At 33.6% G+C, this 14,879-nt stretch carries 11 protein-coding genes; 5 read left to right on the top strand and 6 right to left on the bottom strand.

Features of this window, described 5'->3' with window-relative positions; translation table 11 throughout:
- The first annotated feature begins 184 nt into the window (after positions 1-184).
- On the top strand, positions 185-1,018 hold the full coding sequence (locus I7822_RS17400; RefSeq protein ID WP_207980385.1) for an FxLYD domain-containing protein: 834 nt from the start codon (positions 185-187) through the stop codon (positions 1,016-1,018).
- Between the two features lie 130 nt (positions 1,019-1,148).
- Here the strand turns inward: I7822_RS17400 and I7822_RS17395 are convergent, their stop codons facing one another.
- Together I7822_RS17395 and I7822_RS17390 are read right to left on the bottom strand one after the other, a co-directional pair.
- On the bottom strand, positions 1,149-2,771 hold the full coding sequence (locus I7822_RS17395) for a response regulator transcription factor (RefSeq protein ID WP_207980384.1): 1,623 nt from the start codon (positions 2,769-2,771) through the stop codon (positions 1,149-1,151).
- Positions 2,772-2,778: 7 nt separating this feature from the next.
- Positions 2,779-4,473, bottom strand: a complete 1,695-nt coding sequence (locus I7822_RS17390; RefSeq protein WP_207980383.1) for a sensor histidine kinase — start codon at positions 4,471-4,473, stop codon at positions 2,779-2,781.
- 309 nt (positions 4,474-4,782) lie between these two features.
- Here I7822_RS17390 and I7822_RS17385 point away from each other — a divergent pair, with 309 nt between their 5' ends.
- The 4 genes from I7822_RS17385 (at position 4,783) to I7822_RS17370 (ending at position 9,056) form a co-directional block, all read left to right on the top strand.
- Positions 4,783-5,751 (top strand): ABC transporter permease, encoded by a 969-nt coding sequence (locus tag I7822_RS17385; protein WP_307847793.1) that lies wholly within the window; start codon positions 4,783-4,785, stop codon positions 5,749-5,751.
- Positions 5,752-5,766: 15 nt separating this feature from the next.
- Entirely contained in the window at positions 5,767-6,687 is a 921-nt protein-coding gene (locus I7822_RS17380) for a carbohydrate ABC transporter permease (RefSeq protein WP_243459520.1), read from the top strand.
- 17 nt (positions 6,688-6,704) lie between these two features.
- Positions 6,705-8,252 carry a type 2 periplasmic-binding domain-containing protein gene (locus I7822_RS17375; RefSeq protein ID WP_207980382.1) on the top strand — a complete coding sequence of 516 codons (1,548 nt, stop codon included), beginning with the start codon at positions 6,705-6,707 and terminating at the stop codon, positions 8,250-8,252.
- 180 nt (positions 8,253-8,432) lie between these two features.
- Positions 8,433-9,056 carry a YesL family protein gene (locus tag I7822_RS17370; protein WP_207980381.1) on the top strand — a complete coding sequence of 208 codons (624 nt, stop codon included), beginning with the start codon at positions 8,433-8,435 and terminating at the stop codon, positions 9,054-9,056.
- A 551-nt stretch (positions 9,057-9,607) separates the two neighbouring features.
- Here the strand turns inward: I7822_RS17370 and I7822_RS17365 are convergent.
- Genes I7822_RS17365 through I7822_RS17350 form a run of 4 tightly spaced genes read right to left on the bottom strand, consistent with a single transcriptional unit; the run spans position 9,608 to position 14,159 of the window.
- Positions 9,608-10,900 (bottom strand): extracellular solute-binding protein, encoded by a 1,293-nt coding sequence (locus I7822_RS17365; protein ID WP_207980380.1) that lies wholly within the window; start codon positions 10,898-10,900, stop codon positions 9,608-9,610.
- Positions 10,893-12,239, bottom strand: coding sequence for a response regulator transcription factor (locus tag I7822_RS17360; protein WP_207980379.1), 1,347 nt, complete (start codon positions 12,237-12,239; stop codon positions 10,893-10,895). Before I7822_RS17360 ends, I7822_RS17365 begins: the two co-directional genes overlap by 8 nt.
- The gene (locus tag I7822_RS17355) at positions 12,240-12,467 is read right to left on the bottom strand and encodes a response regulator (RefSeq protein ID WP_207980378.1); all 228 of its coding nucleotides are present in this window, start codon (positions 12,465-12,467) and stop codon (positions 12,240-12,242) included.
- Positions 12,468-12,470: 3 nt separating this feature from the next.
- Positions 12,471-14,159, bottom strand: a complete 1,689-nt coding sequence (locus tag I7822_RS17350; RefSeq protein WP_207980377.1) for a cache domain-containing sensor histidine kinase — start codon at positions 14,157-14,159, stop codon at positions 12,471-12,473.
- Between the last annotated feature and the right edge of the window lie 720 nt (positions 14,160-14,879).

Raw genomic sequence — 14,879 nt, 5'->3', positions numbered from 1 at the left:
GTGAATTAGGTTTATAGTTTTTAATCCAAAAACAAAGCTTCAATTCTCTAGTGAAAAAGAATTAATTATCAACCAAATTATATAACATGAACCATTTTCAGTCTGTAGAGTACGAGTTAATGATATTATAATAAAATGTGATAAATATATTGGGTAATAGTTCCAAAAAGGTAGGGGATATTTTTTGAGAGATTTAGATAGCATTATTGAAGAGATTCGGGAGTTTTCAAAAGCGAATGAGTTACTTTCTTATCGTGAAGTAGAAGAATTACAGAATGTATTATATGAAGATGAAGTAATTATACATATAACGATCGGTAGTGTTGAAGGTTATAAGGGCTTATTTTTAACTACTGTTTATCGAGTGCTGTTTATTTATCATAATGAAATAAGTCAGCCTAAAGTTTTGGAAGTTCCTTATGAAAAATTAGAATATATTCATGTAAAACAGCTAAATCATTATGTAGCAATGGAATTGTTTTTTGTAGGAACAAAAATTGAAATCATGGATTTGCCTCCAGATGATGCAAACACTATTAAGGACGAAGTGAATTTTCAAATAGATACCTATAATCCTGCAAATAAAACGGGTAAACCACAGAAAAAGAGGTTCGGATTCCTTCGTTTTATTTTATTTATAGGAATTGCAGTACTAACGGGATACATAGTAGGGCCTCAATTTCATGTAGTAGAGGTGTATGATGAAGCTATTACTGATTCCTTGACTAAGGAAGAAGGGGAAGAAAAATATCAGTTGGAATTCTCTAATTTGGCAATAGAGAAGGGTGAGTATGATACAACAGTTAAAGGGATAATTAAGAATAACTCAGACAAGGAATATCGTTACATAAGTGTAGATATTCAATATTACAATAAAAAAGGTGCAATCGTAGATAGTCAAATAACATCTGCATTTGATGTAAAACCAGGAATGTCTTGGGATTTAAACTCATCTTCGATTAGTGAGTATGCAGAAAGCTTTGAAATAGTAAGTGTGTATGTGGAAGAGGCAGAGTAAAATAATTTAAAACGTTACAAAAAAAGTGGATTAAAGCAGCTCTTTGTCTTTTAATCCACTTTTTATTTCTAATAAGCCAAGTTAAATTAAGCTCATCATCAGAAAGAATTAACTTCAATTAAAATTCACATTAAGAATTGCTCAACTTTCGATAATCCACAGGAGTATAATTTGTTTCTTTTTTAAAAAGCTTTGTAAAATATGAATAATTTCCATACCCTACTTTATCAGAAATTATATGAACAGGAAGGTCTGTATTATTTAGTAGGTCTTTCGCAATGTCCACTCTTTTTTTTATAATGTAATTTACAAGTGATATACCAGTTTCCTTTTTGAAATATCTCGCAATATAATCTGGGCTAAGATATACAATTTTCGCTAAGCTAGTTCTTGTAATGTTTTCCTGATAATTTTGATCAATATAATCATAAATTGTGTTGACGACAGATTTCTGTGAGTTAGTAAATGCCATATAGTCTAGAGAAACATCCACTAAATAAGAAATGTAAATCATTAAATCATCTATAGATCTTGATGATTGAGCTAGTAATAAATCGCCAGTCTTCCCTTGGAATAACTTATTGGCTAGAATTTCTTTTTTCTTTAAATGAGCATAGATTAATTGTGTAATATCTAATCTAAAACTGCACAATACACTATGATTCAACGCATTTTTATCTAATAAGTTTGTAAGGTATTGATAACATTTATTAATGAAACTTAATTTATTTTCTGTTTCAAGATAATGCTCGAATAGTTGTAAATTTGGTTCAACATACTTTTTGACATCTTTTATATTCGTTTCTAATAGGAAGGTTTTGTTTCGAAAATCGACCGTTTCTTTACTCAGAACTTGAATGTCCTTAACAGTAGTTGGAATTTTGTCTAAAGGACTTATAGCTCCTATCCCACATTGAACATCGCAATTTAATTGATTGTTAATGGCTGCAATTATCTGATTACAGGAAGAATGCAAGTCCTTAGATGATACTTCAGAAGTACAATCTAGTAATTTGAAAATAGCAAGATACTCTTCTTTATTTTTACTTATTTCTAGAAAACTATCTAAACGAAAAGAAGCATCTTTGAAAGTTTCTGCAATAACAGATTTTAACCTATTTTGTAAATTGTTTTCTTTATCAAATAACGAAATTATTTCACTATTATCGACTAATGTATAAGGAAATAAATCAAGAAGTAGTGGCACAAAATAATCATGTAAAGAATAATCTATCTGTTTGATTTTCAGTTGTGCTTGTAGTTCTTCATTAGATATGGAGTCGTTGTTTTTTAAATAAGTGTGCCAAAAATGGTCTAAGATTTCTTCCTTGTTTTGCTGCCAGTAATGTCCAACTTTTACAGCATCCTCGTTTACTTGACTTTGTTTCACTTTATTTATTGTCTTTTTTATTATTAATTCAAGTTTATCGAATTCAATCGGTTTTAAATAATATTCAAAACTTTGAAGTTCAATTGCTTTTTGGGCGTAGTTAAAGTCAGCAAAATTAGTTAAATAGATAGCTTGTACATTAAAGCCCTCTGATCTTATCCAAGCCAATAATTCAAGTCCACTACCTTGTGGCATTTCTATATCGGAAATTAAAATATGGACCTTATTTTTATCGAATATTTTTTTCGCCTGACGAATATTGTAAGCGGAGTAAATTTGTTGGATGCCTGAAGAAGTCCAATCTATTTTTTGTTCTAAAGCAGAAACGACAAATCGATCATCGTCAACAATCAACACATTCATATACAATTCACTCCTTATAAATAAGATAAGGTATAATTAACACAATTTCTGCGCCACCATCTAAATTATTAGAAAAATCTATCTTGAATTCTCCACTATACATTAATCTCAGCCTTTGCACGACATTGTTAATCCCAATCATTTTTCCATGTTGATTCGTTAAAGGATTATTGTTCTTCAGCTTATCCAATATATCAGGAGGGAATCCTGGTCCATTATCTTTTAAAGTTATTTCGATAAACTTCTTATTATCTATATATTGTAATCTTAAGGATATCTTGACTAGTTCATCTAGAGAAACTGAATATTTAATCGTATTTTCAATAAATGTTTGTAACACTAAAGGTGGAATTTTCATTTTTTCAATATCATTCTCAATAAAAATATCAAAAAGAAAAGCGTCACCATGTACTAATTTTTGTATTGCTAAATAATCGTTAATATGGTTTAATTCCTTTTCTAGCATTACAAAGTTTTGATTTGTTTGAAATAAATATCTGAAATATTTAGATGTGGATAAGGCCATTTCTTTTATTTCTTTATACAGTTCCATTTGCGCCATGCTATAAATGGTCGTTAAACAATTTAAATAAAAGTGTGGCTTAATTTGTAGTTTCATAAAATCCATTTGAATTTGTTTCTTTTCAATTTCTTGCTCATAAATATTAACTTTTAATTTTTTTATTTCACTTATCAAACCTCTGAATTGTGTATTTGCTTGTTCGAGCTCTATTATACTGCTACTTTTAAAATCAATTGCTTCATTATTTTGATTGAGATCAGATAGGTTTTTCGAAAATCTTTGAATTGGTGATATCACTTTGTTTTTCATATAGAGGACAATTAAGAATAAAATGAAACTGATAACTATTGTTGCAAAGATAAGAACAAACTGAGCAATCACGACTCTTTCATAAGCACTAAAATGGTCGACAGATACATGTAAGGTAAAAGGTAGAGAGGTATTTTCTCCTTTAAATACAAGGTGACTACTAAAAAAGTCGTTCGATTTTTCCTTTTTATACAAATTTACTTGATCTAAGCCAGAAAGAAAGCCATGTTGATCATTCTCTATTATAATCGTTCCATTATTGCCTAAATTGATGTCTTGTAAAGGCAAAAGAATATCCTTTACATCAATCAAAGAAATAAACATTCTATTTTCGTACTCCAATGAGTGATATAAATAGAATTTATTGTTGAGCTTGAGCGATTGCCAAGTATACATATCCTCATAATTATTCAAAGTTGGTTTTTTAGATATAAGGTAATTTTTCACTTTAATATATTCAGAATAATCCATTTGAATGGGAGAACTATTAAAAAAGTAGTTCTCTTTTTTTAATGCTAAAAAGAATTGAAATTCTTTTCCTGTGGAATATTGAAAATCGTTCACTCTTGATCTGAAGTTACTGATGCTTTCAGGTAATTCTGACATATCATTGGCATCTTCAATATTCTTAATTAAAGGCTCGTGCTTCACAGTCCAAATCATAAAATGATCGATAGCATTAAATTTTTGTTGTGCGTCTTTTAGGTAGAGGTCAACGGTATTCGTAATGTAGTCGATACTTTGTTGTCTAGTAATTGAAATAGTAAAGAAACTAACGAAAATATTGATAAGTAATATAGTAATTAAAATGATCAATAGAACTTTAGAATAATAATTAACAGAACGTGAAGGAGTTTTTCTAGTATTCAACCTCAATTCTTTTTCACCTCCAAGGCTTACCTTACTCTACATTATATAGATTCAAATAGCATTTTCTAGCACAAAACCGTCAAGAAAGCGATTGATTTATCAAGCGAAGACTGAATAGTGCTATTCTGTTCATTCTGATTTCAATAAATAGTCTTTTTATCACCGAATAGTATTAGGGACTTAACCGTTTCCTTCTATTTATTTATGAATGCGCTACCATATAATGAATTATATACAGTGAAAGAGAAGAAAGCTTATTATTCAATGCACTTCAAAATAATTTGTATATTAAATAAAGGAGGGGGAAAATTGGAAAATAAAGTTTTTACTCAAAAAATAACTAATGCAGCAGTAATCTCGAACAATAGTAAAACATCTAAAAAGCTGAAACAGTTAAAGAAAAGTGGACCGTTATATGTTTTGCTACTACCTTCAATTATATTATTAATTTGTTTTACTTACCTACCTATGTATGGGTTAATAATCGCATTCAAAGATTATTCACCAACTTTAGGTATTTGGGAGAGCCCATGGGTAGGGTTAAAGCACTTTATTCAATTTTTTAATTCTTACCAATTTGATCTTACAATAAAAAATACGTTAAATATCAGTTTATACAGTATTTTGGTAGGGTTTCCACTACCAATTGCATTAGCAATACTTTGTAATCAATTACGTATTGGCATGTTTAAAAAGGTTTTTCAGGTAACAACCTATTTACCACATTTTATTTCTACTATGGTTATGTGCGGAATGATTTTGATCTTCTTGTCACCTAGCAATGGATTAGTTTCTAATTTTTTGGGATTAATTGGGATTGAAATGCCAAATGTTTTGTCAAAATCATCATTTTTTAGCAGTATCTATGTATGGAGTGATGTATGGCAACATATAGGCTGGGACAGTATCATTTATTTAGCAGCTCTTTCAGCAATTAATCCAACCTATTACGAAGCTGCTACTATGGATGGCGCAAGTAAAGTGCAAAAGATTCTTCATATTGATATACCATTACTTTTACCTACCGCAATGATTTTATTAATATTACGAGCAGGCAGTCTCTTAAGTGTAGGATTTGAAAAAGTGCTTTTACTACAAAATCCTTTAAATATAGCTGGAAGTGAAGTTATTTCTACCTATGTTTATAAAATAGGGCTACAAAATTTTCAGTATAGCTTGTCAACAGCAATCGGGTTATTCAATACAGTGGTCAATATTGTTATCTTACTTTTAGTGAATTGGATGTCTAAGAAACTAACCAAAACAAGCTTGTTTTAGAGGGGAGGTAAGGATTTGGAAACGATAATGAAAAAGAAGTTTACTGAAAAATCAAGAACTGAAAAGAGTTGGAAAGATAGATTTTTTGATATTTCGGTATATGGAATAGCGATACTGATGATGGTGATGATTATATATCCACTATGGTTTATTGTAATCGCTTCTTTTAGTAATCCAGCTGATATCGCAAACGGAAATGTGTGGTTTTGGCCTAAAGAGTGGAAACTAGATGGATATATAGAATTACTGAAACAAGAGATGATTTGGAGAGGATATCTAAATACAATTATCTACACCATTGTCGGAACGTTTATTGCATTGGTTGTGAACATACCAGCTGGATATGTTTTATCAAGGCAAGATTTATTTGGAAGAAAATTGATTTCCACCTTTTATATTATTCCCATGTTCATAGGTGGTGGTTTAATTCCAACTTATTTGGTAGTGAAAAATTTTGGCTTTTTAGATACATTTTGGGTTTTGGTGTTACCTTTTTCTGTTTCAGCTTTTAACATTATTATTGCAAAAACATTCTTTAAAAATAGTATTCCTGAAAGTCTTTGGGAAGCAGCTCAGATTGATGGCTGTGGCACGATCAGATATTTTCTAACGATGGTGTTACCATTGTCAAAAGCAATTCTTGCCGTCATTGGACTTTGGACAGCAGTAGGGATCTGGAATTCTTGGTTTGATGCTATGATTTATATTTCAAACGAAAGTTTACAACCGCTTCAACTGATACTACGAAGAATTTTGATTGCTAATGAGTCGCTTCTTGGAACTGCATCAGGAGAACTAGCATCAGAATTAAGGAGATTATCAGAGATGATGAAGTATGCAGCAATAGTCGTTTCCACTCTTCCAATTATGTGTTTATATCCATTTTTACAAAAGTATTTTAATCAAGGTGTTATGGTTGGCTCAATAAAAGAATAATAATAGGGGGAAAAAAGATGCTTAAGAAAAAATTAGGATTGTTATTAAATGTTACTTTAGCAGCTAGTTTAATAGTGGGGTGTAGTAAGGACTCATCTAGTTCGGAATCCAAAGAAGATGGAACCTATAAAATTGCGACAGTACGTTGGTCAGACTGGGGAGATGATTTTTTAAAAGGGTTTGTGGAAGAGACTGAAAAAGAAGCTGGAATTTCAATTGATTGGGATATTTATCTAAATAGTGAATGGGGAGACAAAAAGTCTATATTAATGGCTGGGGGAGATTTACCTGATGCATTTTGGGGCTCTTTGGCTCTAGGAGATTCAGATATAGCTAAGAACTCAGGCGTGTTTATTCCGTTAGAAGATTTGATTGAAGAGAATATGCCTAACTTAAAAGCTGCATTTGATGCAGATCCTACATTACGTGCTATGGTAACATCTCCTGATGGACATATTTATAGTCTGCCAAAGAAACTACCATTAAGACCAGTTGCAGGAAATTCAATGTTCATCAATCAAAAATGGTTAGATAATTTAGGCCTATCAATGCCACAGACTTATGAAGAGTTTTATAACGTTTTAAAAGCATTTAAAGAGAAAGATGCAAATGGAAACGGAGACCCTAATGATGAAATTGCTTATCAGGGTGATGTTATGGGGTTTATTTTACCCTTTGGTTTACCTAAAGGTAGTTATTCAACTAGTATGACTGTTAAAGATGGAAAGCCAATCTATATCCCAACTGAAGATGCCTATAAAGAAGGGATTGAATGGATGCATAAAGCATATACAGAAGGGCTAATTGATCAAGAGCTATTTACACAAGATACTTCTATGGCTGAAGCAAAACGGAAAAGTGAAGAAGGTTCCTTGGTTGGGGTATCATCTGGTTGGACCCCGGACGCCACATTTGGACCAAATGCAGGTGAGTATGCGCAATTACCTGCACTAGAAGGTCCAGATGGAGAACGGTATGTAATGACTGATGCACCCGTTTATTCTAGAAATGAGTTTATGATCACAACAAAAGCTGAGAATCCTGCTGAATTATTGAAATGGGTAGATAAATTTTACACAGAAGATGCAAGTATTCAAACCTTCTACGGTTCTTTCGGTGTTGGAGTTGAAAAAGGAGAAGACGGAACATACAAAGTCTTAGATGCTCCTGAAGGTGAATCAGCAGATATATTTGCATGGATTAACTCATTCCGAGATTTTGGTCCTAAATATGTCGGGGAAGGATTTAATGAAAAAGTAACACTTCCAACTAATGGTGGAGATGGATTGAAGCTTGAATTAGACAAACAAAATAATAAGTATGCAAAAGAACAATATCCTAATGTTGTTTATACAACTGAAGAGATGAACCGTTTAAGTACACTAAGTACAGACATTGATTCTTATGTGAATTCTATGCAATCAAAGTGGGTTGTTGAAGGTGGAGCTACAGAAGAGTGGGATTCATATAATTCTCAATTAAAACAAATGGGTATTGACGAATATTTGGATATTCAGAACAAAGCATTTGACAGATATCAAAAAAGTCTTGTAGAAACCAAATAAATTGCGAATTTTAATTTGAAACTCATTAACAGAAATGACAGTCGGTTTACTCCTAATTCGTGGGGCCGACTGTTGTTTTTCTTAAAGCCAATTTATTAGTGAGAGTACAAATTAACATGTTACTTTTACTCTAATTAAAGGATTGATAATTGATAGATAGCTAGAAAGGGGTGGCGAAAATTGAGTCATTTATTTAATTTAGATGGACGATTATTTAGATTTTTATCACGAGTAATTGATTTAGTAATTTTAAACTTTATATTCTTACTGTTTTGTATGCCTATCATAACTATTGGTGCTTCAATCACTGCTTTATATTCTGTATTAATAAAAATGGTAAGAGATGAAGATAAGTATGTCGTTAAGAGTTTCATATTATCTTTTAATAAGAATTTTATTCAAAGTACAATTGTTTGGTTTATAATGTTAGCCGCCGGATTTTTACTTCTTGCAAATTTCTTACTTTTGGGAAGTCTCAGTGGAGTACCTAAGCTATTTTTTGTAAGCATGTTAATTATGTTTGGATTTGTTTATCTTTGCATCTTGCTTTTTATTTTTCCTTACATGGCTAGATATGAAGATACTATTAAAAAGTCACTATTGAATTCATTATTGATAGGTGTATCTAATTACCTTTATCTCCTATTATTATTAAGTCTTTCCGTAATTCCAGTAATTTTTACTTTTTCTTCATCCATAGGATTCCTATCAGGGTTATATTTTGGAACATTTGGGGGATTTGCATTTCTTTCTTTTATTAATTCTTATATTTTTAATAAAGCTTTTTCAAGGTATGAGACTTAGAAAATCTAGTGAACATCTGGTTAGTACTAAAGTAGTAACTGTTGGGTAATCGATCTTGGTGGAATGTTTGGCTCAATATGAAGATTTTAAAATATAGCAATGATTTTAAGACTCAAACCTTAGGTTTTGAGTCTCTTTATTATGCATAAAGCTCATTAGGCTAATGTATTTCTGTCAATCTAAGAAGGTAGTAATCTTGGAATGCTTTGTGGTAAATTTCATCCAAATACTGAAGGAGCTGGTTTGAAGGAGAAATTTCTACATTCATAATTACATCGAAATACAGGAATATGATTAATATATGGTGTTACATTTAGTGTCTATTACAATCTGAAAGGAGGCTGACTTAGAAGTTAGCCTCCTTATTAGTATTGAGTCTCGACTATGAGATAGGTAACATGCAAAAACTTATTAATAAACTAGCTAGGAAATATTAAATGGAATTGTTGATCTGAATTTTTTTGAATATTTTTAATAGGGTTAGAAAGAATTTTGAGAATTTTTCTGATTCAGATTACAAAAGATTGAAGTATTACTATCATGGTTCTGAATCATGAATCTGCTAAGAGCCTATCTATTTCGGCTGCTGCACGATCCAATCCATCCTTAACGGACAATTTACCTTCAAATATTTTATTTAAGTAGTCTGTATATACTTCGTCGATTTTACTCCAATTCTTAACTTTCGGCCAAAGAAACGCATGCTCTGCAGTCTCCTTATAAGAATAAAGGTAAGAATTTTCAGTTATTTCCAGCGACTTTGCTGCATCAAGGTTTGTTGGCATCAATCCAGTTTGCGCCATGAGAAGCTGTGCTTCCTTTTCCGTCATCCATTTCATAAAAGTCCATGCCGCAGCTGGCTGTTTGCTACCCTGCATAATAACAAGGTTTTCTCCGCCAATAATCATAGCTGGGTCTTTACCATGTGGAAAGGGTACTGGGGTAGTCAGCTTTTGAGCACGTTCCAAGTCTACTTTATTCAGTAGACTGTAGAACCAGGGTCCTTCATCGGTCATAAGAATATTTCCTGATTTTACTCGTTCGAAGTTTTTGTCGTCACCTGACTGATCGGGAAGGTTAATGAGTTTTTCCTTATATAATGCCGTTAACTGTTCCACTGCATAGATTGTTTCTTTGCTGTTTAAATAGCCTGAAGCCTTTGTGAAATTCTTATTAGATAAGGAACCCCCGAGGCTATATAAATATGGAATCGTATCCCATGGTTCCAATCCTCCGAGACCGATTGAAAAGCGATGCTTATGTGCTAGCTCTAGGACTTCCTCCATTGTATTCGGTGGGTTTGTATAGCCTGCACGTTTAAGAAGTTCACGGTTAAAGATAGCAGCCTTCGTGTAAATATTAAGCGGCAGGGAATAATAGTTATTTTTATAATGGCCAATATCCATGGCATCAGGATTAAATCTCTTCCGGATACCTTGAAAGCCTGGTAATTCGTTTAAAGGTACAAGAAGCCCTTTACATGAAAACTCTGGAACCCAAGCAATATCAATTCGTACTAAATCGGGACCTCTTTTTGAAGAGGCTCGTGAAATTAAAGTGTTCTTAAGTTCGTTATTGAAAGCAAAGTTTACAGACTCGATCCGAATGTTCGGGTTCTCACGCTCAAAAGCAGGGATCAACATCAGTTCTAGCAGTTCGGTTTCTCTATCGTTGTATGTGTGCCAAAAAGTAATGACCGTTTTTTCCTCATTCTTAAGCGTTTCAACCTTTTTGGGGTCGGAAATCATGGAAGGATTTTTACAACCGGAAAACAATAATAACATTAGTAAGCAGAGTATCCACCACAAACTCTTTACAAAAAGACGATTACTTACCCTAAACACTTTTAGTCACCTGGTGTTTTTCCCTGTAAGCTATTGGTGTTAGTCCGGTTATTTTTTTAAAGACCTTGCTAAAATATTTCACATCTTTAAAGCCTGCAGCTTTTGCTACATCGTAAATACGTTTTTCACTTTCCACTAATAGTCGCTTTGCTTCTCTAATACGCAGTTCTATCAAATAATCGACAAAGTTTCGACCTGTTTGTTTTTTAAAATAAAGACTAAAATAACTTTTGCTAAGATGAACGGTATCTGCTACATTTTGAAGTGTTAAGTTCTCAGTATAATGAGCTGCAATATATTCAAGCGCCTTTGTAATTAAGTTCTCATCGTATCCATCTTTAGTCAGTTTTGGCAGAAAAGAAGTCCTATTTTCTTCTAGTTGGCAAATCAGAAGGGATACCATTTGTTCCATTGTTTCCGCCTGATAAATCAGATCATGGCGCTCTGTAAGCATTGGTTCCTCAACGCCGTGCAAATTGTAAACACCTGTAAGAACACTGCACGCCTCTTGCTTCACTTGTTCAGAAGTTAGATACCCACTCTTCCAACGTTCTAGAGCATATTCAATCGCTGATGAAATCGGATCTCCGTTGCGGATTATTTCGAATAAAGGACTAAAATCATGATGGATTTCATTGTCTATTTGTAATTTTTCAGTAAAGGTTTCTGAGTTGTTTGAAGGGAATAGTCCGCCAAGACCTTCGAAAAAACGTCTTTGGCAAGCAGCACGACTATTAATAAATCCTTTAAAAATGCAGCTAATACCTTGTTCTACCACTAAGCCTGCTGATGTTGAAACTTGACATTCCTTTTCCAATGCCTGCTTCCATTCCAAAAGTCGACCACGATGCATATCCGCATCACGATCTGGTACGATAATAAACAAGCTGCTTTCAGCTACAATCAGTGCAGCTCCTTTTTCAATATGCATATAAAACATATTCTGCCATTCTTCCAATAGGAGCTGCACATATAGGTAGCCGTGATTTTCTCTCCACTCATCCGCATTATCAAGCATAAGATAAACGCAAGCATAGGAATTTTCCAACCATTCTGGGGCCCATTCTACTGGAATAGGGGAGGTCTGCTCTTGTGCGATCATTCGTTTAATTTCCTGTTCAACACGTTTTCTTTCCAGATAGACAGCTCCTTGCTGGTAATTGGTCATTTCGAAAGCTTTTTTCCTTTCTTCGACAAGCATAGTAATGCATCGCTGAAGGACGGAAAGAAGGTCATCTTTTTTTAATGTTAGCTTTAACAAATAATCGACAGCGCCTAGCTTAAGCCCTTCTTTTACGAATTCAAAGTCGCTGTAGTTGCTGATTAGAATTACTTTCAACTACGGGTAGAGCTCTAATGCTTGCTTCGTAAGTTCGATGCCCCCTATCAAAGGCATTTTGATGTCAGTAATTAGAATATCATAGGGTTGTTTTTTTAGTGCTGCCAGGGCTTCCGCACCGTTGGCATATTGATCATCGACTGTAATTTCTTCCTTTTTCAAATCAATAAAGGAAGTGATTCCTTTGCGGATGACAGGTTCGTCATCGACGATAAGAATTCTATACATAACTTATTCCCCCTGTTCTCCTTGTTCTTTTGTAGCAACGTCCAATTTTTTTAACAAGATGCGTACAGTTGTACCGCGCTCTAAACCGTTGGATATGGTCCATTCCCAATTTTGAGTGTAATACAACCTCAGCGTGTCAAAAATATGCCGTAGGCCGATCCCGATATTTCCTTTTTCGACTGCTATTTTAGGATCGTTCAATTCCTTCAACTTATCATCTCTGATTCCTAAACCATCATCTTTAATAATAAATTCAATATATCCATCATAAGAATGAATCCTAATAGAGATTTGTCCGTCCATGTTTTTAGGCACGATGCCATGAAATATAGCGTTTTCTACTAAAGGCTGCAACAACATGCGAGGAATGAGGATTTTTTCCGTTTCTGGTTCTACATCTATTTCTAGGTTGAATGTTTTCTCGTAGCGAAGCTCCAAAATGATCAAATATTTTCTGATGATGTCTAGTTCTTCTCCTATCGTAATAATATTGCCGCTTTTACTCATATTTGCTTCCAATAGATGGGTTAGTGCAGACAATACTAAAGAAGCTCGTTCGTTTTGTTTTGAATCAATAAGCCAGCGGAGTGTACTAAGCGTGTTATAAAGGAAATGGGGATGAACCCGGTGTACAACAGCGCGAAGCTCAGCATGATGCTTTTCACTCTGTTCAGATTCCACCTGTTGTATCAAATTCACTATTTCATTAAGCATTTCGTTAAACTTCTTACTTAAAAAGCCGATCTCATCAGAGGAATTAACTTCCGCTCTTACATTAAGGTTTCCTTGTTGAACATGCAGCATAGTCCTGGTCAGTTGTCTGACAGGCTTAGTTACTCGACCTGCAATAAAAAGCCCAAAGGCAATTGCAAGCAAGGAGAAAACAACTGATGAAAATAATATCCAGGATTGGAGACGGTCTAATTGTCCGCTGATTTCATGGATGGGAACAGTACCTACAAGCATCCAGCCGTTACTGAGGGGTTGCTTAACGCCGTAATAAGGCACCCCTTTTGCGGCAAACTCGAATTCAATCGAATCATTACCTACAATATGATTGTACAAATCTGAATTTTTCACTTTTTTGTTGATCATGTCTAGATTTGAATCAATCATGATCCTTCCTTTTCTATCAACAACGAAAAACTTTCCGGTCTTTCCAAGTTTCAATTCCTCAATCGTATTAAGTATTGACCTACCATCCAAATGAACCTGCACAAGTCCGATATTACGTAGCGTGTCAAAATCTTTCAATACCCTTCCAATAGGAAGGATTAAATCCGTACTGACTCCTCCTCCACTAAAGTAGTCATACTGAAGCCCTTGCCAAACCAATTCTCCGTCCATTCGTTTGACTTCTTTTACCCATTCTTGTTCTGAGAGGCGAATTTTCTTAAGTCTAGCTTCAGAAAAAGTTCCGCTGCCCCAACCGCTGCCTTCTTCTTTCAACACATAAACAATTTTGACGAAAGAGTTGGAATAGACATAATTATTCAGCAAGGTTTTTATGTATTGAGAATCTCTATTTTGTTCGTAAGACGGTTTGTCCTTTAATTTTAATGCAGCTTGTTGAATATTCTGATCGCTACTAATGAAATCAGAGGTATCGATTCCAACATTTAATATAAAAGAGAGCGAATCTGCCGTTTGCTTGGTGATTTGAACAGTGGATTCCCTCACATTTTTCTTCAAGATTGAATTGGACTCCCAGTAAAAAGATAACGAGATAAAGAGAGTCGATATCAAAATCACAAGTAGAAAGGCAATGATTATTTTTGCTGAAAAGCTTCTAAATAAGATAAAACTTTGGATCATATTCCCCCGCCTTATTGGTTTCTATCATTATTGTACAGGGTTAGGTGCATACTTTGCCAATGAAGGATTTGGTAATAGAATTTGTCGAGCCCTTTATTTTTCGGTCTTCTATAGGTGAAGTGTCTAATTTTTCATAAAGTGGATAATATTTTACCCTCTCAAAATATCGAAAAGAAGCGGTGTAGTAGTTTCCTTAATTTTCAATCTAATCCTTAATAAGGGAAATGAGGTTGTTCAATCGTCTAATTTTAAGAAATCAACGATAAATAAAAGGTTGACGATCAAGTGCGGAGGACAGTAAAGAAAATAGTCCTTTAGTTCTCATAGAGCATCAATTTCCTGTAATATCCATTTCCGCTTAATAATTAGGCTCAATTTCCCCACTGGTGACGTAGTGTAAAAACAATCCAAAATCGTGATCAACTCTACTTTAACTCAATGTTAATCATATCCTTTGAAAAGTTTTAGATGCATCTTGATAGCGTATTCAAAGAACTGGTAGGAGTTTTTCCCGATTGTTTAGGCTTCTTTTAGTTGCTAAGTTGATAGTAATCCCGGGAAGCTAAGGACCATAATGGTTCTTAAATCAAATATGAA

Source organism: Metabacillus bambusae, assembly GCF_017497975.1.
In the GTDB taxonomy this organism is placed as follows: domain Bacteria; phylum Bacillota; class Bacilli; order Bacillales; family Bacillaceae; genus Metabacillus; species Metabacillus bambusae.
Note: the sequence above shows the minus strand (reverse complement) of the source record. Positions and strands in the feature narration are given on the sequence as shown.

Bases quoted from the DNA above. Each gene is read 5' to 3' on its own strand.
- I7822_RS17375 (WP_207980382.1), top strand. From the start codon at position 6,705: ATGCTTAAGAAAAAATTAGGATTGTTATTAAATGTTACTTTAGCAGCT.
- I7822_RS17355 (WP_207980378.1), bottom strand. From the start codon at position 12,467: ATGTATAGAATTCTTATCGTCGATGACGAACCTGTCATCCGCAAAGGA.
- I7822_RS17395 (WP_207980384.1), bottom strand. From the start codon at position 2,771: ATGAATGTGTTGATTGTTGACGATGATCGATTTGTCGTTTCTGCTTTA.